Raw genomic sequence first — 18637 nt, forward strand, 5'->3', positions numbered from 1 at the left:
ACGCGTCGCGGTTGGGTGCGCCTGGCGCTCAGCCGGCGCGTTCGAAGAGCAGGTTGTTCTCCAGGTGGATGTGCTGCATCAGGTCGTCACGGAACTCGTGCAGCCCGGTGTAGAGCGCGCGCCAGGTGGTGCAGGCGCCCTTGGGTGGGGTGATGTCGTCGGTGAGCGTCGCCAGCTGCTCGAGATGTTCGCCGTGGTCGTCGTGCTCGTGGCGCATCACCGCGATGGGCCCCCGGGCCTGGGCGCCCATGCCCCGGCGCAGCATCGGGAAGAGGATCTGCTCCTCCTTCTGCATGTGGCTCTCCATCTCCTGGTAGATCGTGGTGAGCAGGTCGGCCAGGCCGTTGGGGCAGGTGTCACGCTCGCCGTGGACCTGCTCGACGCGACGGGCCATGCGCACCAGTTCGGGTAGCTGCTGGCGGTGGACGTCGTGGTAGCGGGTCAGGATATGGTCGATCAGCTCGTCGTTGCTGGCCGACTGCCAGTCGCGCTCGTCGCTGGCCCCGGACGGCAACGCCTCGAGCGCGTCCACCAGCGCCTCGGGGGCCAGGCCGATGCGCTCGGCGGCCTCGCGCAGGCTGATGCGGCCACCGCAGCAGAAGTCGATATTGTGGTCGCGAAACACCCGGGTGGCACCCGGCAGGGTCAGGGCGGTGCGGCCGACGGTCTGTTCGATCAGGCTCATGGCAGGAGCTCCTTGGTCAGAGAGGTGACGGTCTACATGGAGCAAGCGGCGTGCCATTTTCCAGCGGCCTGTTTTATGGGGCCTTGCGGCCATGATGGTGAAAAATACCCGAATCGATTAGGGTAGATAGAACCCTTGAAGGTGAATATCACCATGCTCGACGAGACCCTGCTGGCGGACCTGGTCGCCGACCTGCCCAGCGCGGTGCGCCTGCAGCGCCTGGTACGGACCCTGCGCGAAGGCTTTCGCTGCGGCGCCGTCTGCCTGCTGCGCCTGGAGGAGGGCAGCCTGGTGCCACTGGCCGTGGACGGCCTGGTGCGCGAGGCGCTGGGACGGCGCTTCGAGGTGGCCCAGCATCCACGCCTCGCCACCATCCTCGCCAGTCGGCGCACCACCCTCTTCCCGCCCGATGCCAGCCTGCCCGACCCCTACGATGGCCTGGTGGAGCAGCAGCCCGGCCAGCCGCTGCATGTCCACGACTGCATGGGGATCAGCCTGCACGTGGAGGGCGAGCCCTGGGGGGCACTGACCCTTGATGCGCTGGAGGCGGGGACCTTCGGTACCGCCGACCGGGCGGCCCTGGAACGCTATGCGCTGCTGGTCGAGGCGGCGGTGCGGGTCAGCCGCCTGGAGCGTGACCTGCGCGCCCTGCGCATGGCCCAGCAGGAGAGCGGCCTGCCGCTGGCGGCCCCCGAGGCGCGCGATATCCTCGGCCACAGCGCAGAACTCCAGCGGCTGCTGCGCGAGCTCGATGTGGTGGCGGGAGTGGACCTGCCGGTGCTGCTCAGTGGCGAGACCGGGGTGGGCAAGGAGCTCTTTGCCCGCCGTCTCCACCGTCGCTCTACTCGACACGCCGCCCCGCTGGTGCAGGTCAACTGCGCCGCCCTGCCGGAGTCGCTGGCCGAGAGCGAGCTGTTCGGCCATGTGAAGGGGGCCTTCTCCGGCGCCACCGCCGAGCGCGCCGGGCGCTTCGAGGCGGCCGACGGTGGCACCCTGTTGCTCGACGAGGTGGGCGAGCTGTCGCTGCCGGTCCAGGCCAAGCTGCTGCGCGCCCTGCAGGAGGGCGAGGTGCAGCGCCTGGGCGAGGATGTCCCGCGGCGTGTCGACGTGCGCATCATCGCTGCCACCAACCGGCAACTGGCCGAGGCGGTACGCGACGGCAGCTTCCGCGCCGACCTCTATCACCGCCTGTCGGTCTATCCGGTGGCCATTCCGCCGCTGCGCGAGCGGGGCAGCGACGTGCTGGTACTGGCCGGCCACTTCCTGGAGATCAACCGCACCCGGCTCGGGGTGCGCAGCCTGCGCCTCTCGGCGGACGCCGAGGAGATGCTGCTGGCCTATGCGTGGCCTGGCAACGTGCGCGAACTGGAGCATGTGATCAGCCGCGCTGCGATCAAGGCCCTGAGCCACGGCGCGCGGCGCGACGAGATCATCACCCTGGCGCCAGCCTGGCTCGACCTGCCCGTCCCCGAGGGGGGAGGCGGGGGAGCACCGGAAGCGTCGGAGCACGCCGCTGAGGTCGCCGCATCGAGCCTGCGCGAGAGCGTGGAACGGGCCCAGCGCCGGGCGATCCGCGAGGCGCTGGACGCCTGCGACGGCCGCTGGGCGGCAGCGGCTCGGCGCCTGGCGCTGGACCCCTCTAACCTGCACAAGCTGGCCAGGCGACTGGGGCTGAAACCGGGGGGCTGAGCCTTTCCACTGCCCTTTGATCGAGGTCATCCCGCGGCGGCTTTCCGCTGGCGGAGGCATCGACCCAGTGCTAGATAGTAACTGATTACTATCTTTTGAGGCTCGAGCATGTCGCAGCGCCAGCATCTCCCCGCCAACGAGCGTCGGGAGCGCACCGTGGAGGCCGTCATCGAGCTATGCGGCCGTGAGGAACCCGCCACCCTGACCACCGGGCGTATCGCCCGACGCATGGGCGTCACCCAGGGGGCGCTGTTTCGCCACTTCGCCAGCAAGGAGGCCATCTGGGAGGCGGCGGTGGCCTGGGTCGCCGAGCGGGTGATGGCGAGGATCGCCGCCGCCGCCGAGGGCGTCGAGGACCCTCTGCTTGCCCTAGAGGCGATGTTCCTCGCCCACGTGGCCTTCATCGCCGAGCACCCGGGGGTGCCGCGGCTGCTGATGGGCCAGCTGCAGCACCCGCGGCCCACGGCCGCCAGTCGACTGGTGCGCGAACTGCTGGAACGCTATCGCCGGCGCCTGCTGGGCCTGCTCGAGGAGGCCCGGCGTCGAGGGCAGCTGCGCCCCGGGCTCGACCTGGATGCGGCGGCGACCCAGTTCATCGGCTGCGTCCAGGGACTGGTGCTGCAGTCGCTGATCGCTGACGACGTGGCAGGCATCGTCGACCGGGCGCCGGCGGCCTTCGAGCTCTACCGACACGGCATTCGCGCGGATGCGGGAGGTGATCCATGAGGCCCTCGATACGGCGGCTGGGGCGGGGGCTGGCGGTGCTGATCGGCGTCGTCATGGGCGTGGCGTTGCTGGTCGTCTTCGTGGCCAACCGGCAGGCCCCCGAACGCCAGGAGGCGGCGGCCTCCGCCACCCCGGTCAGGATCGTCGAGGTCCGCCCCCTGGACGTGCGCCTGGAAGCGCGCGGCCACGGCGTGGCGCGTCCCGCCGAGACCTGGCAGGCGACGGCCAACGTGGCGGGGCGCGTCGTCGAGCGCCATCCGGAACTGGAGAGCGGCACCCTGCTGCCCGAGGGCACCCTGCTGGTGGCACTGGATCCCAGCCGCTATGAGCTGGCCATTGCCGAAGCCGAGGCGGAACTGGCCAGCCTGGCCGGCGAGCTGGCCCAGCTCGAGGCCGAGGAGGAGAACACCCGCCGCCTGCTGGAGCTGGAACAGCAGGCGCTCGCCCTGGCCGAGCAGGAGCTGGGGCGCATCGAGCGCCTGGCGGCCAGCGGCTCGGTCTCCAGCTCACGACGCGACGAGCAGCGCCGCAGCACCCTGGGCCAGCGCCAGGCGGTGGCTTCCCTGGAGAACAGCCTGGCGCTCTTGCCCGCACGGCGCGAGGTGCTCGAGGCGCAGCGTGAGCGCGCCGCGGTGCGCCTGGCCCACGCCCGGCAGGACCTGGCCGACACTCGCTTCGAGGCGCCCTATGACCTGCGCCTGGCCGAGGTGGAGGTGGAGCTGCACCAGTTCGTCGGCACCGGGCAGCGGCTGTTCCAGGCCGAGAGCCTGGCCGCCGCCGAGGTGGAGGCGCATATTCCCATCGCCATGATGCGTCGCCTGATGGCCGCGATCCTGCCCGATGAACCCGTCGGCCAGGGGCTGGACCTGGACGAGCGAATGGACTTCTCGGCGGTGCAGGCCGAACTCTTCCTGGCCGGCGCCGAGGGCGTGGGCTGGTCGGGGGAACTGGTGCGCGTGGCCAGCGGGCTGGATCCTGCCACCCGTACGGTACGCGTGGTGGTGCGGGTCGATCATCCCTACCGCGATGCTCGGCCGCCGGATCGCCCTCCGCTACAGCGCGACATGTACGTGCGTACGCGGCTGTCCGCGCCCAGCCCTGAGCCTCGGCTGGTGATACCGGCCAGTGCGGTGCATCAGGGTGAGGTGTGGCTGGTGGACGCCGAGGCGCGCCTCGAACGGCGCGCGGTGAGCGTGGCCTTCGAGCTGGGCAACCTGGCGGTGATCGCGACCGGCCTTGCCCCGGGCGAGAGGGTGGTGGTCGATGACCTGCCCGCGGCGATCGCCGGGATGGCCCTCGCCCCGCGTCGCGATGAGGCCCTGGAGACACGTATCGCCGAGCAGGCGCTGGGTGAAGGACACAGGGAAGCGCAGCCATGATCCGCTGGTTCGCCGCCCACCCCACTGCCGCCAACCTGCTGCTGGTGCTGCTGCTCGCCGCCGGGCTCTTCACCGCCCCGTCGCTCAAGCGCGAGACCTTCCCCGACTACCGCCCGGTGGAGGCGAGCGTCGAGGTGGTCTATCGCGGGGCCAGCGCCGCGGACGTGGAGGACGCCGTGTGCCGCCGCCTGCATGAGGCGGTGAAGGGGGTGGAGTTCCTCGACGAGTTCGTCTGCGTGGCCCAGGACAACCTGGCCAGCGCCACCGCCACCATGCAGGCCGGCGGCGATCCCCTGCGCTTTCTCGGCGAGATCGACACCGAGGTCGGTGCCATCAGCGAGTTTCCAGCCCGGGCCGACCCACCGGTGGTGCGCGAGCTGCACCGCAGCGACCTGGTGGCGGCGGTCGCGGTGTCATCCGACATGCCCGCCGGCCAGCTCGAGGAGTACGCCCTGCGCCTGGAGGAGCGCATCATGGCGCTGCCCGGCGTGGCGGACGTGGCGATCCACGGCATGTCCCAGCGCCAGTGGCAGGTGGAGGTGCCCGGCGAGGTGCTCGGCCAGCACGGCCTCTCGGCCCGCGAGCTGGCGCGGCGGATCTCGGCCCAGAGCCTGGACCTGCCGCTGGGCACCCTGGAAACCCCCGAGCAGGATATCCTGCTGCGCTTCACCGACCAGCGCCGCTCGCTTGCCGAGCTTTCGCGCCTGGTGGTGATGTCCGATCCGGCCGGCGGTGAGCTCACCCTGGGCGACATCGCCAGCCTGACCGAGTCCGGCGAACGCGAGGAGGAGAAGATTCGCTTCAACGGCGAACCGGCGGTGGTGCTGGAGGTGAGCAAGAGCCTGCGCGACGACGCCCTGGCGGTGAAGGAGCGCCTCGAGGGGCTGATCGAGGCAGAGCACCGCCGCTTCGATGGTGGCATCACGCTGACCCTGACCCAGGACATGACCCGCATCGTCCGCGACCGCCTGCAGATGCTGGTGGGCAACGGCGTCATGGGGCTGGCGCTGGTGGTGCTGGTGATGAGCCTGTTCTTCCGCCCGCGGCTGGCGCTGTGGGCGGTGCTGGGGCTGCCCGCGGCCTTCATGGGGGCCTTCCTGGTGATGGGGCTCGCCGGCCTCTCCCTGAACATGATCACCCTGGTGGCCCTGCTGATGGCCATCGGCATCGTCATGGACGACGCCATCGTGATCACCGACAACATCGCCGTCCACGCCAGGGAGGGTGCCACGCCGCTGGAGGCGGTGGTGGCGGGGACCCGTCAGGTGCTGCCCGGCGTGCTGTCGTCGTTCCTGACCACCGCCTCGGTCTTCGTGCCGCTCTCCTTCCTGGCCGGCGAGCTGGGGGCGGTACTGGAGGTGCTGCCGGTGGTGCTGATCGCCGCCCTGGCGGCGAGCCTCGTCGAGGCGTTCTGGATCCTGCCCCACCATCTCAAGGGCAGTGTGACGCACCTGCAGCAGGGCCATGATTCCCGCTTTCGCAGCGCCTTCGACCGCGGCTTCGAGCGCTTCCGCGAGGGCGTGGGGCGGCTGGCCGACCGGGCGATCCGTTTCCGTCATGCGGTATTGGGGCTCGTAGTTACCCTGCTATTAGCGTCTGTCGGCTTTATGGCCGGTGGTCACGTCGGCAGCGAGGCGATGCCCGATATCGACGGTGACGTCCTGGAGGCACGCATCCTGATGCCCCAGGGCACGCCGCTCGAGCGCACCGAGGCGGTGGCCGAGCGGGTCGAGGCGGCCATGGGCGAGCTCGATGCACGCCATTCGCCCGGGCAGCCCGAAGGCGCGGCGCTGGTCGAGGCGATCCAGGTGCGCTTCAACCACAATCTCAGCGCCCGGGAGGCCGGTCCCCACGTGGCCACGGTCAGCGTCGACCTGCTCACCGCCGAGCGGCGCACCCTGACCCTGGATGCGCTGACCGCCGAGTGGCGGGAGGCGATCGGCGAGATCGCGGGGGTGCAGCGCCTGATCATCCAGGAACCGGGGTTCGGCCCCGCCGGGGTGCCCGTGGAGGTGCGCCTGACCGGCGAGGACCTCGAGGCCATGAAGGCGGCGGCGCTCGAGCTGACCGAGCGCCTCGAGGGCTATTCGGCGGTCTACAACGTCATGGAGGACCAGCGCCTGGGCAAGCCCCAGCGCGCCTACTCCCTGGCATCGGGCGCCCACGGCCTGGGGCTCACCGCCGAGGAGGTGGCGAGTCAGCTGCGTGCCGGCCTGCTCGGTGAGATCGCCGATACCCAGCGCATCGGCGAGCAGGAGATCGAGGTACTGGTGCGCCAGGCCGAGGCCGACCGCGACGGTCTCGACGACCTGGCCGACCAGACCCTGATGCTCCCCGACGGCAGCCGGGTGCCGCTCTCGGTGGTGACCGAGGTCGCCGAGCGCCGCGAGTGGGCGCGTATCACCCGCATCGACGGGCGGCGTACCGTCACCGTGGAGGCCAACGTGGACGCCCGCCAGGCCAGCGGCCAGGCCATCGTCGACGACCTCGTCGGCAGCGGCTGGCTGGCCGACTTCGAGGCGCGCCATCCCGAGGTGGCGGTCACCTTCGAGGGGCAGGTGGCCAGCTCCGCCGAGACCGGCGGCTCCATCGCCCGTGGGCTGCTGATCGGCCTGGTGGGGATCTTCTTGATCCTCTCCTTCCAGTTCCGCAGCTACGTGGAGCCGCTGATCGTCATGCTCTCGATCCCGCTGGCCTTCATCGGCGCCCTCTGGGGGCACGTGATCATGGGCTACTACCTCTCCATGCCCTCGCTGATCGGCGCCGCCTCGCTGGCCGGCATCGTGGTCAACAATGCCATCCTGCTGATCCACTTCATCAAGACGCACCGCGAGCGGGGCCTGGACGCGGCAGCGGCCGCCGGTCAGGCCTGCCGCGACCGGCTGCGTGCCATCCTGATCTCCTCCACCACGACTATCGCGGGCCTGGCGCCGCTGCTGGCCGAGACCAGCAGCCAGGCGGATGCCATCAAGCCGCTGGTAATCGCCGTGGTGTTCGGCCTGCTCAGCGCCACCCTGCTGGTGCTGCTGGTGATCCCGGCGCTCTACGTGCTGTTCGACGACTGGGGCTGGGCGCGCAGGGCGCCCGCCGAGGCGTAGCGACATGGGGCGGGGCCAGCCGGGACCGCCTTGACGCCGCTGCGCCCTTGGCTAACTTTAAAGAAGTATCTTTTATGCTTGTTAATGGCGGGCCCACGGGGCTCGCGCTTGTCAACGCAGGAGGCCATCATGTCGACGCATCATCGAGTATCACCTTCGCCAGGCAAGGTCGCAGGCGCCCTGCTGCTGGCGGCCTCGCTGCTGCTGGGCAGTGCCGCCCTGGCCGATGACCATGAAGCCATGGATTCCGGCGATGTATGGCTGCCGAGCCTGATCACCGACACGCCCCAGGAGGGCTTCGCCCTGGCGGTGACGCTCTCCCAGAAGGGGGTGGGCACCACCCAGCCGGATGCCGAGGTGCGCAAGGCGCAGCGACCCGAATACGCGGAGGATCCCGACAGCCTGATCGCGGCCTCCCACGTCATCGCCACCCACTTCCAGACCGTCGCCGCGGCCAATGACTACTGGCTGGAGTGACGCGAAACGCGAAGGTGGCGGCATATGGCCCATGGCCCCATGGCACGCCATGGCCCGGCGAGGAGATACCCATGATCAAGGTACGGCTCTATCGCTACCATCCCGATGAGGATGACCGGCCACGCCTCGAGACGCTGGACGTGGAGGAGCGTTTCCGCAAGGCGATGGTGCTCGATGTCCTCGAGCACCTGAAGCAGCGCGATGCCACCCTGGCCTTTCGGCGTTCCTGCCGTGAGGGGGTGTGCGGCTCCGATGGCATGAACATCAATGGCAAGAATGGCCTGGCCTGCATCACGCCGGTGGAGGAGGTGCTGGGCAGCGGCGATACCCTGACCCTGCGTCCGCTTCCCGGCATGCCGGTGATCCGCGACCTGGTCGTCGATCAGACGCTGTTCTTTCGCCAGTTCGAGAAGATCCGCCCCTGGCTGATCAACGACCAGCCGCCCACCGCCACCGAGCGACGCCAGAGCCCGGCGGACCGCGAGAAGCTCGATGGCCTCTACGAATGCATCCTGTGCGCCTGCTGCAGCTCGGCCTGCCCCTCCTGGTGGTGGAACCCGGACAAGTACATCGGCCCGGCCGGCCTCATCCAGGCCTACCGCTTCCTGATCGACAGCCGGGACACCGCCACCGACGAGCGGCTGGCCGAGCTCGACGACCCCTTCAGCGTGTTCCGCTGCCGACAGATCGCCAACTGCACCTGGGTGTGTCCCAAGGGGCTCAACCCGATGCGCGCCATCGGCCAGATCAAGGCGATGCTGCTGGCGCGTGGCAGCTAAAAACCATGACGACCGCCATGAGGTGTACCATGGCGTTTCCCCTGCTTGGCTGGATCCATGATGTCCATGCGCAGCCGGTCGGGCAGCAGGGGGCCGAGGCGTGGCTGCAGCCCCATGATTCGGCCCGGTTGGATAGGGACTGGTGACGCCCCGCCAAGGACGGGGCGTCATGGCCGTGTGCCGGGCCGGCTCAGAGGTACTGGTAGCGCAGCAGCCGATGCTTGACGCGCTCCAGCAGCACCTGGTCGATCACCGCCGCCAGTACGGCGATGACCAGGATGTTGGTCATCACCCCGGTCATGTCGGCGATCTCGCCGGAGTAGGCCAGCGACTTGCCGAGCCCGGCGCTGAAGCCGACGATCATCTCCGCGGAGATCAGCGCCCGCCAGGCGTTGCCGAAGGCGAGTTGGGCGCCGGTGATCAGCTCGGGGGTGACCGCCGGGAAGTAGACCCGCTTGAGCATCTGGGCGCGCGAGGCCCCCATCACCCGCGCCGCGTCGATGTGTACCCGCTCGACGCTCTCGGTGGCGTTCATCACGCTGAGCGCGGTGGGGAAGAAGGCGCCTACCGCCACCACCACGATGATCGGCAGGTTGCCGAAACCCATCAGGATCAGGAACAGCGGCACCCAGGCGATCGAGGGGATCGACTGCAGGATGATGATGGCCGCCTTCAGGGTGCTGCGCACCGCGTTGAGAGTGCCCCCCACGAGCCCGAGCACTACCCCGGCCACCAGGGCGGCGCCATAGCCGGCACCGAGCCGGCCCATGCTGTTGCCGAGCCCCTGGTAGAACTCGCCGCTGCCCAGTTCCTGCCACAGCCGGCCGAGTGCCACGTGGACGTCGGGCATCAGGAAGTCGGGCAGGAACCAGGCGGCCACCTGCCAGAAGAACAGGATGAAGAGGATGGCCAGCACATAGGCCTTCTTGCTGGCCACGCCGGTGGAGGAGGTGGTGCTCATGGCTTACAGCTCGCGCTCTTTTTGCCAGCCGAGATCCAGCAGGGCGTCGACGTCGAAGTCGGCCTGCTCGAGGATGCCCTGCTCGTGCATGATGCCGGCCAGTTCTTTCATGCGCTCGATGTCCGCCTCGGTGAGCTCGGCGCTGAAGTCGTTGGTGGCGATGGCGTCGGCAATCACCTTCTCGCTGGCGATCTCGCCCTGGTCGCGGGTCTCGATCACGTCCTCCTTGACGAAGTAGGAAGTGATGTAGCCGGCGGCCTCCTCGGGGTCGCTCTCGAGCATCTCTATCGCCTCGCGCTGGGCGTCCAGGGCGGCCCACAGTACCTCTCGGCGTTCCTCGAGGGTCTCCTCGGCGGTAATCACCACCATGCACGGAAAGGGCCACACCTCACCGATCTCGTAGATCTCGGTCACCGGGGCCTGCAGCTTGGCGATGCTGGCGTAGGGCTCGAACAGGAAGGCCGCGTCGACGCGGCCGCCCGCCAGCGACTGAACCGCCACCGAGGGCGCCACGCCCATGATGTTGAGGTCGTCGTCGGACAGGCCCGCCTCGGCCAGGGTCACGCCCTTGAGCACGATGTCGGCGGTGCTGCCCTGCTTCTGGGAGGCGAGGTCCTTGCCGGCCAGGTCGGCCACCTCGTCGATGCCGGCGTCGTCATGGGCGAGCAGGGCATGATAGCCGCGCTGGGCGCCGCCGACGATCCTCAGGTCGGCGCCGCGGCCGGCCCAGGTGAAGGCGTTGGAGAAGCCCAGCACGCCGATGTCGAGCTGCCCGCCAACGATGCCCTTGATCAGGTCGGTGCCGGAACTGAACTCGATCAGCTCGGCGTCGAGGCCGTGCTTGGCGTAGAGGCCGGCCTCGTAGGCGAGCATCACCTGGGCGTCGTCCATCACGCGGACATAGCCGACGCGGAACTCCTCATTTTCGGCTATCGCGGGGCCGGCCAGGCCGAGGGCCAGCAGGGGGATGAACAGGCGACGGATCATGCGGTTTCTCCTCTCTCTACCCGACGCGGTTCGGCGCTCGGGGTGTCGGTGTCGATGCCCAGCAGGGTCAGCACCTCGCGACGGATGTCCGCGAAGGCCGTGAGGTCGTGGGTCTTGGGGATATGCCCCAGGGTGAACGACTCGAGGACACGAGCCGGTCGCTGGCTGAATACCAGCACTCGGTCGGCCAGGTAGAGCGCCTCGTCGACGTCATGGGTGACCAGGACCACCGTCGGGCGCTCCTCCTCGATGAGGTCTCGCAGCACGCTCTGCAGGGTCATGCGGGTCAGGGCGTCCAGGGCGCCGAAGGGTTCGTCGAGCAGCAGTACCTTGGGCCGGGCGATGAAGGCCCGGGCCAGGGCGCAGCGCTGGCGCATGCCCCCCGAGACCTGGTGGGGATAGTAGCCCTCGAAGCCGTCGAGCTTGACCCGCGCCAGCCACTCGCTGGCCTGCTTACGGGCCTCGCGCGCCGGCTGGTCCTGGAACTCCAGGGCCAGGGCGACATTTGCCTCCAGCGTCATCCAGGGATAGAGGGCATGCTCCTGGAACACCAGGGTGCGCTCGGGCGCCGGATGGCTCACCGGCTGGCCGTCGGCGCGCACCTCGCCGGCGCTGGCCTGCTGGAGGCCCGCCACCATGTGCAGCAGGGTCGACTTGCCGCAACCCGAGGGACCCACTAGCGCGACGATCTCGCCGTCGGCGATGGTGTCGTCGAAGGTCTCGATGACCTGCAGATCGCCGAAAGACTTGGCGACGCGCTCGAAATGCAGCTGCATATGAGCTCCCGGAATGACGATATATAATTAAATAGAATAGCAAAAACAAATTATATAACCAAAATCACAATCTGTGAAGTCGTCCTTGCCGACGTGTTCAGACAACAGGCTAAGCAGTAAAGCAAACGCCCCGGCGGTGCCGGGGCGCTCTTGGTAGGAGAGGAGGAGGAATGTCAGGCCGCGCCGAGGGGGCGCGAGGGGCCGAAGTGCTCGTAGTGGCGACGCTCGCCGGGCACGCCCAGTTCGGCGAGGGCCCGGTCCACGGCCGTCATGAAGCCCTGGGGGCCCACGAAGTAGCAGCGGGCCCCTTCGGGAACCAGGCGGGCTAGCAGCTCGCGGTCGATCCGACCAGCATGGTCGGCATCGTCGCCGCGCTCGTGGATGCTCACGGCCCGAAGCCGCTCCGGGTGGGCCTCGGCCAGGGTCGCGACCTCATCGCGGAAGGCGTGATGCTCGGCGTCCAGGGCGGCGTGCAGGTAGACCACCCGGCGCCCCTGGGTCAGGGCATGGCGGGCCATGGGCAGCATCGGGGTCTGGCCGACGCCGCCGCTGGCCAGCAGCAGGGGCTCGTCACCGTCTTCCAGGGTCAGGTCGCCGGCGGGGGGCAGCAACTCCAGGGTGTCGCCGACGCCCAAGGCATCGTGCAGGTGACGGCTGGCGCGCCCCTCCGGCTCGCGCTTCACCGAGATCCGGTAGTGGCTGCCGTTCGGCACGTCCGAGAGGCTGTAGTGCCGATAGACCGGCTCGCCGTCGATGGTCAGCCTCACGCCGATGAACTGGCCCGGCTGGTGGTCGGCCACCGGGCCGCCGTCCTCGGGTTCCAGCACGAAGGAGCGGATCACCGCGCTCTCCTGGCGGATGTCGGCGATGCGGAAGCGGCGCGTGCCGCGCCAGCCGCCGGGGCGTCCCTCGAACTCCCGGTAGCGGTGGTCCTCCAGTTCGATGAGCAGGCCGGCGAGCTCCTCGTAGAGGCCGCTCCAGGCCGCGGCGACCTCCGGGGTCACCGCCTCGCCCAGCACCTCGCCGATGGCGGCCATCAGGCACTCGCCGACGATGGGATACTGGTCGGGCTGGATACCCAGGGAGACGTGCTTGCTGACCACGGTGGACAGCACGCCGCGTGCCTGCTGGGGATCCTGGCGCAGCCCCACATAGGCCAGCACGGCACCGGCCAGGGCCCGCGGCTGGCCGCCATCCTGCTGGTGGGCCTGGTTGAAGAGCGGCTTCACTTGCGGATAGCGCTCGAACATCAGCGGGTAGAAGCGCTGGGTGATGGCATCGAGATGGTCGGCCACCACGGGGGCGGTGGCCGCGATCAACTGCTCCTGCTCTGTCGTCAGCATGGGAATCCTTCTGTCAGGGGGTATTCTTGGATTGGCCCCTCCCCGTAAGCAAGAGTCGTGCCACCCCGTCCCCGGACAACATGTCGCAGTGCAGCATGAAGGCCTCCGTCGCCAGGGAGCACTGACGTGGGCACGGCACGCCAGACAGCGAGATAGTGGCAAATTGACACGATCTCTGTTGTCATTATGTCCCTCATTGTCGAAAACACAGTGCCATGACCGACTTCCTGCGCGCCCTGCGCGAACTGCTGGCTTGCCTGACTGAGCGGGCGCCGGACGCCTCCCTGGCCGGCGAGTGGGATGCCCTGCTCCAGGCCCTGGTGGGGCGCTATCCGCTGGATGCCGCCACCCTGATGGTGATGGAGGACGGCGCCTTGCAGCCGGTGGCCGTACTGGGCCTGCCCGACGAGGTGCGCGGACGACGCTTCGAGCCGGCGCAGCACCCCCGGCTCGCCGCCATCGCCGCCCATCCCGGCGTGTGCCGCTTCCCGACGGACAGCGACCTCCCGGACCCCTTCGACGGCCTGCTCGACGAGGACCTCAATCAGGTGCACGACTGCCTGGGAGTGGCCCTGTGCGACGAGGGGCGACTGATTGGCCTGCTGACCCTGGACGCCCTGTCTGCCGGGGCACTGCGGGATCTGGAGGAGGCGGAGCTGCTGGCCGCCGCCGAGCTGCTGGCCGTCTGCCTGCGCCTGGCAGAACGCCTGGCGGAGACCCGCTCGCGGCTCAGCGAGGTGCTGGGAGGCGAGGCCTCCGGCAGCGGGCTGCAGCACTGGAGCAGCCCTGCCATGCAACGGCTGATGACGGCCGTTGATCTGGTGGCGCCCACCGGGATGAACGTGCTGCTGCATGGCGAGACCGGGGTGGGCAAGGAGCGAGTGGCCCGTGAACTGCACCGGCGTTCCGCACGGCGTGGTGGCCCCCTGGTGCAGGTCAATTGCGCCGCCCTGCCCGAGAGCCTGATCGAGAGCGCCCTGTTCGGCCATCGGCGTGGCGCCTTCTCCGGAGCGGTGAAGGATCACCGCGGACACTTCGAGATGGCCGATGGCGGTACCCTGATGCTCGACGAGGTGGGCGAACTGCCGCTGGCACTGCAGCCCAAGCTGCTGCGGGTGATGCAGGAGGGGGAGATCCAGCCGCTGGGCAGCGAGCAGGCGCGGCGGGTGGATGTCCGGGTGATCGCCGTGACCAACCGCGACCTGGCCGCCGAGGTCGGGGCCGGGCGCTTCCGGGAGGACCTCTATCACCGGCTCGGCGTCTTCCCGCTTGAGGTGCCGCCGCTTCGTGAGCGCCCCGAGGATATCCCGCTGCTGGCCGGCCACTTCCTGGAGGACAACCGGGTGCGCCTCGGGGTGGCCAACCTGCGCTTCGCTCCCGAGGCCCAGGCGGCCCTGCTCGGCTGGCACTGGCCCGGCAACGTGCGCGAGCTGGAGCATGTGCTGGCCCGTGCCGCCCTGCGGGCCCTCGGCGAACAGGAGGCCCTCACCGTGCCGGGCCAGCGGGCGGCGGTCCTGCGTATCGACCCGGGCCATCTCCAGCTGCCGCGCGGGGACGCCCCCGTGGCGGCCGACACCTCAGCGGCTCCCGGCATCGTCGGCGATGAGACAGAGGCCGGCTTCGGCCTGCGGGAGGCCACCGAGGCCTTCCAGCGGCGGCTGATCCGTGATGCCCTGGCCGCGCATGGCGGCAACTGGGCGGCCGCCGCCCGAGACCTGGCGCTGGACCCCGGCAACCTGCACCGCCAGGCCCGCCGCCTGGGTCTCAAGTCGCGTCCGCGTGATTGAAGTGGATGACATGCATCAATGCGCCTTTGGTCGAAGTGTGGTCGGATGGCCCCCCTACCCGACGCATGATCGACACGGCGAGGAGCCGGGCGGCAAGCATCGGCATCCTGATGCGCTACCTGGCGGGCCACCCCGAGCTTCCGTGTCCCCTGCGCGCCTACCCTGGCCTGCTGCCCGGCCGCCCCGCGTTACGCGCCCTCTATTCCCGCCGGTGGCTACTCCGAAGTGCCGCTGCAAGTGCGCCGCTGACCTCTTACAACCCGATGCGATGGGCCCGGTCGGTAAAGAAGATGCCGCTGGGCGATTCGCTGTCGAGGCGGGCGACCTCCTCCAGGGTGCGGGTGTCGTAGACCACCACCCGGTCACTGTCGCGGGCCGAGATCCATACTTGCTCGCCCCGGGGGGTGAACTCCATGTGCAGCACCGCCTCGCCGGGCTCCAGGGTGGCCACCACCTCGCGGGACTCGGTGTCGATCACCTGCACCACACTGTTGTCGGGATGGGCGAAATTGACCCACACCTGGCGCTCGTCGGGGCGGGTCATCACGAAGATCGGTTGGCCATGGACGGCAATGCGCTCCACCAGCGACCAGTCGTCGCTATCGGCGACCAGCACCTCGTGGCGGCCGACCGCCGGCAGCCAGGCCTCGTCGCCGGCCATCGCCCAGCCCTCCAGGTGGGGCATCTTGTAGACCGGCAGGCGCTCCTCGCCGCGGCCGTAGTCGGGCAGGATGCGCTGCACCCCCGCCTCCGGATGCCAGAGGTCGAGCAGTGCCAGGCCGTCCTCCCCGAACAGCCCGGCGATGTAGTAGCGCCCGCTGGGGCCGATCAGGGCGTCGTAGGGCGCCTCGCCGATATCGCTGAAGCGGGTCACCTCGGGGGCGCCCTCGCTCATGTCCACCATGTGGATCTCGCCGGCCTCGAACAGGCTGTAGACGAAGCGGTTGCCGGGGGCATCCACCAGACCCACCACCTTGGAGCGCTGCGCCTGGCCGTTCTCGTCCCGGTAGGTCGCCGGAATCTCCGCGACTTCCTCCAGGGTCTCGCTATCGAAGATCTTCACGCCGCCCGGCTCGTAGTTGGCCACCGCCACCAGCGAGCCATCCTGGGAGATGGCGCCGCCAATACTGTTGCCGGACTGCATCACCCGGTGGGTGATCTCGCCGGTGAGCAGGTCGACTCGGCTCAGCCCGCCGTCGCGGCCGAAAACGAAGGCGTAGCGGGCATCCCGGGAGAACTTCACCGAGGCGTGGGACAGGTCGCCCAGCCCCTCCACCCGCTCGAGGATCCGCTGGTGGCTGGTATCCACCACCGCCAGGCTGCCGGTAGCGCGCTCCACCACCACGCCGAGGTCGCCGGTACCGCGCAGTTCCGCGTTTGGAGTGGCCTGGCAGCCGGCCAGCAGGGCGAGCAGCGAGGCGGCGGCGAGGGGCTTGCGAAGGGCCGGGGGCATCATGGGCATGGAAACCTCACTCATCCAGGGGGTTGTCGTTCTGCAGGTGGTCGGCGAGCCAGCGCGCCTCCTCCTCGGTCAGCAGGCCGGCCCAGCCGGGCATGGCGGTGCCGGCAACGCCGTTGAGGATCAGCGCGGCCAGGCCGTCGCGGCTGTAGGCGTTCATGCGTGACTCGGGCAGCGCGGGGCCGAGGCCGCCGCGCAGGGTCATGCCGTGGCAGGAGCCGCAATCCTGGTAGAGCAGGGTCTCGAGCTCCTGCTGCCGCTCGGCGGAGAGCGAGCCATCGGCCAGGGCGGCCGCCGGCAGCCAGCAGAGCGCCAGCAGCAACAAACGGCGGGGAGCGGGCAGTGGCATGGCATCTCCTCAGGGGCGGGACCCGGTGTCGTGGCTGGTGGCAGTGTCTCTGCTGGTGGCCGGGCGTGCCTTGACGGGGGTCAAAGCGCCGCCCTGCAGGGCTTATGAAGCATGATCCCTTCGGCCTCGCAATGTCTCTTTGGAGGTAGGCCGGAGCCCCTTTGACACAGGTCAATCTTGCCGGGGAAAGCGGCGCGGGACCCGTTAAAGATGCATGAATTATACGCGTTAATGGGCCAATCTCTGGCGCAGGAAGGTCATCGGCCGTACAGCTTCGGGTGGCCATCCGGCGAACGACAACAACGACTCGCCCATGACCTGGCGACAGCGCATTCAAGGATCATGACAGAGGTGGAACGATGATGAAGAAAGACTGGTATCTCAAGCCCCTGGCCGTGGCGGTGACCACCGTCGCCCTGGGGATCAGTGCGGCCCAGGCTCAGGATGGTCACAAGGACGTCGACGAGTCCCAAAGCGCCTACCAGGGCACCGAGTCCTCCGTGGATCCGGGCTCTGCCAAGGCGGTGCGCACCCCCGGGGCGCCGGACCTGACCGAGGCCGAGTTCGAGACGGCCAAGGAGATCTACTTCCAGCGCTGCGCCGGCTGCCACGGCGTGCTGCGCAAGGGGGCCACCGGCAAGCCGCTGACCACCGATATCACCCAGGAGCGCGGCCTGGAGTACCTCAAGGCCTTCATCAACTACGGCTCCGCGGCCGGCATGCCCAACTGGGGCACCTCGGGCGATCTCACCGATGATGAGATCGAGCTGATGGCCAAGTACATCATGCATGAGCCGCCGACGCCGCCGGAATTCGGCATGCCCGAGATGATGGACACCTGGGAGGTGCGGGTGGCGCCCGAGGATCGTCCCACCGAGCAGATGAACGACCTGGCGATCGAGAACCTCTTCTCGGTCACCCTTCGGGACGCCGGCCAGATCGCCCTGATCGACGGAGAGTCCAAGGAGATCGTCAAGGTCCTCGACACCGGCTATGCGGTGCACATCTCGCGCATGTCCGCCTCGGGTCGCTACCTGTTCGTCATCGGCCGTGACGCCAAGGTTGACATGATCGACCTGTGGATGGAGGAGCCGGAGATCGTCGCCACCATCAAGATCGGCATGGAGGCGCGCTCCGTCGAGACCTCCAAGTTCGAGGGCTACGAGGACGACCTGGCCATCGCCGGCGCCTACTGGCCGCCCCAGTACGTGATCATGGACGGCGAGACTCTGGAGCCGAAGAAGATCGTGGCGACCCGCGGCATGACCGTCGACACCCAGGAGTACCACCCGGAGCCCCGCGTGGCGGCCATCGTGGCCTCCCACCGGCACCCGGAGTTCATCGTCAACATCAAGGAGACCGGCAAGGTCCGCCTGGTGAATTACGAGAACCTGGACGCCCTCTCCACCGTCGAGATCGACACCTCCCGTTACCTGCACGACGGCGGCTGGGACGCCTCGGGCCGCTACTTCCTCACCGCGGCCAACGAGTCCAACCAGATCGTGGTCATCGATGCCCAGGAGCGTGAGCTCGAGGCCATCGTCGATGTGGGCAAGATTCCGCATCCGGGTCGTGGCGCCAACTTCGTCGACTCCGAGCATGGTCCGGTGTGGGCCACCAGCCACCTGGGTGACGCCACCATCCAGCTGATCGGCACGGATCCGGAAGGGCATCCCGATAACGCCTGGAAGGTGGTGCGTACCCTGGAAGGCCAGGGCGGCGGCTCGCTGTTCATCAAGACCCATCCGGAGTCCGACAACCTCTACGTCGACACCGCCCTCAACCCGGGCGAGGGGCCCAGCCAGAGCGTGGCGGTCTTCGACATCAACGACCTGGAGGCCGGCTATGAGGTCCTCCCGATCGCCGAATGGGCCGACGTGGGCGAGGGGGTCAAGCGTGTCGTGCAGCCGGAGTACAACCAGGCCGGCGACGAGGTGTGGTTCTCCGTCTGGAACACCATGGACGAGACCTCCGCGCTGGTGATCGTGGATGACGAGACCCGCGAGCTGAAGCATGTGATCAAGGACGAGCGTCTGGTCACCCCGACCGGCAAGTTCAACGTGATCAACACCCAGAAAGACATCTACTGATCGGGAACCGGCGGCGGGCGCAAGCCCGCCGCCAATCCCGACGCGAGTGAGC

15 protein-coding genes are annotated in these 18637 nt (G+C 69.1%); 8 read left to right on the top strand and 7 right to left on the bottom strand.

Annotated elements, in window-relative coordinates; genetic code table 11:
* Positions 1–28: 28 nt before the first annotated feature.
* Positions 29–685: an iron-sulfur cluster repair protein YtfE gene (gene ytfE / locus QLQ86_RS15805; RefSeq protein ID WP_282817596.1), complete on the bottom strand. Its 657-nt coding sequence runs from the start codon at positions 683–685 to the stop codon at positions 29–31.
* A gap of 153 nt (positions 686–838) precedes the next feature.
* Here ytfE and norR (QLQ86_RS15810) point away from each other — a divergent pair, with 153 nt between their 5' ends.
* The 6 genes from norR (QLQ86_RS15810) (at position 839) to QLQ86_RS15835 (ending at position 8833) form a co-directional block, all read left to right on the top strand.
* Positions 839–2374: a nitric oxide reductase transcriptional regulator NorR gene (gene norR / locus QLQ86_RS15810; RefSeq protein WP_282817597.1), complete on the top strand. Its 1536-nt coding sequence runs from the start codon at positions 839–841 to the stop codon at positions 2372–2374.
* Positions 2375–2482: 108 nt separating this feature from the next.
* Positions 2483–3100 carry a TetR/AcrR family transcriptional regulator gene (locus QLQ86_RS15815; RefSeq protein ID WP_282817598.1) on the top strand — a complete coding sequence of 206 codons (618 nt, stop codon included), beginning with the start codon at positions 2483–2485 and terminating at the stop codon, positions 3098–3100.
* Positions 3097–4479, top strand: coding sequence for an efflux RND transporter periplasmic adaptor subunit (locus QLQ86_RS15820; RefSeq protein WP_282817599.1), 1383 nt, complete (start codon positions 3097–3099; stop codon positions 4477–4479). Before QLQ86_RS15815 ends, QLQ86_RS15820 begins: the two co-directional genes overlap by 4 nt.
* On the top strand, positions 4476–7577 hold the full coding sequence (locus QLQ86_RS15825; protein ID WP_282817600.1) for an efflux RND transporter permease subunit: 3102 nt from the start codon (positions 4476–4478) through the stop codon (positions 7575–7577). The genes QLQ86_RS15820 and QLQ86_RS15825 overlap by 4 nt, the downstream gene beginning before the upstream one ends.
* A gap of 129 nt (positions 7578–7706) precedes the next feature.
* A complete protein-coding gene (locus QLQ86_RS15830) occupies positions 7707–8054 on the top strand; it encodes a hexameric tyrosine-coordinated heme protein (protein WP_282817601.1) in 348 nt (115 codons plus the stop codon).
* Positions 8055–8128: 74 nt separating this feature from the next.
* Positions 8129–8833 (top strand): succinate dehydrogenase iron-sulfur subunit, encoded by a 705-nt coding sequence (locus QLQ86_RS15835; RefSeq protein ID WP_282817633.1) that lies wholly within the window; start codon positions 8129–8131, stop codon positions 8831–8833.
* A gap of 190 nt (positions 8834–9023) precedes the next feature.
* Here the strand turns inward: QLQ86_RS15835 and QLQ86_RS15840 are convergent, their stop codons facing one another.
* The 4 genes from QLQ86_RS15840 to hmpA all read right to left on the bottom strand — a co-directional run bounded on the left by QLQ86_RS15840 (position 9024) and on the right by hmpA (position 12900).
* The gene (locus QLQ86_RS15840) at positions 9024–9794 is read right to left on the bottom strand and encodes an ABC transporter permease (RefSeq protein ID WP_282735165.1); all 771 of its coding nucleotides are present in this window, start codon (positions 9792–9794) and stop codon (positions 9024–9026) included.
* A gap of 3 nt (positions 9795–9797) precedes the next feature.
* The gene (locus QLQ86_RS15845; protein WP_282817602.1) at positions 9798–10781 is read right to left on the bottom strand and encodes an ABC transporter substrate-binding protein; all 984 of its coding nucleotides are present in this window, start codon (positions 10779–10781) and stop codon (positions 9798–9800) included.
* The gene (locus QLQ86_RS15850; protein ID WP_282735163.1) at positions 10778–11557 is read right to left on the bottom strand and encodes an ABC transporter ATP-binding protein; all 780 of its coding nucleotides are present in this window, start codon (positions 11555–11557) and stop codon (positions 10778–10780) included. The genes QLQ86_RS15845 and QLQ86_RS15850 overlap by 4 nt, the downstream gene beginning before the upstream one ends.
* 173 nt (positions 11558–11730) lie before the next feature.
* Positions 11731–12900: an NO-inducible flavohemoprotein gene (hmpA, locus tag QLQ86_RS15855; RefSeq protein ID WP_282817603.1), complete on the bottom strand. Its 1170-nt coding sequence runs from the start codon at positions 12898–12900 to the stop codon at positions 11731–11733.
* 215 nt (positions 12901–13115) lie between these two features.
* Here hmpA and norR (QLQ86_RS15860) point away from each other — a divergent pair, with 215 nt between their 5' ends.
* Positions 13116–14687, top strand: coding sequence for a nitric oxide reductase transcriptional regulator NorR (norR, locus tag QLQ86_RS15860; RefSeq protein WP_282817604.1), 1572 nt, complete (start codon positions 13116–13118; stop codon positions 14685–14687).
* Positions 14688–14940: 253 nt separating this feature from the next.
* On the opposite strand, the gene QLQ86_RS15865 is transcribed toward norR (QLQ86_RS15860), so the two are convergent.
* Together QLQ86_RS15865 and QLQ86_RS15870 are read right to left on the bottom strand one after the other, a co-directional pair.
* On the bottom strand, positions 14941–16164 hold the full coding sequence (locus tag QLQ86_RS15865) for a cytochrome D1 domain-containing protein (protein WP_282735160.1): 1224 nt from the start codon (positions 16162–16164) through the stop codon (positions 14941–14943).
* Positions 16157–16495 carry a c-type cytochrome gene (locus QLQ86_RS15870; RefSeq protein WP_282735159.1) on the bottom strand — a complete coding sequence of 113 codons (339 nt, stop codon included), beginning with the start codon at positions 16493–16495 and terminating at the stop codon, positions 16157–16159. Before QLQ86_RS15870 ends, QLQ86_RS15865 begins: the two co-directional genes overlap by 8 nt.
* Positions 16496–16854: 359 nt before the next feature.
* Here QLQ86_RS15870 and QLQ86_RS15875 point away from each other — a divergent pair, with 359 nt between their 5' ends.
* The gene (locus tag QLQ86_RS15875; protein WP_282735158.1) at positions 16855–18585 is read left to right on the top strand and encodes a nitrite reductase; all 1731 of its coding nucleotides are present in this window, start codon (positions 16855–16857) and stop codon (positions 18583–18585) included.
* Positions 18586–18637: the final 52 nt, after the last annotated feature.

Origin of the sequence: Halomonas rhizosphaerae (assembly GCF_030012485.1) — a bacterium.
GTDB lineage: Bacteria > Pseudomonadota > Gammaproteobacteria > Pseudomonadales > Halomonadaceae > Halomonas > Halomonas rhizosphaerae.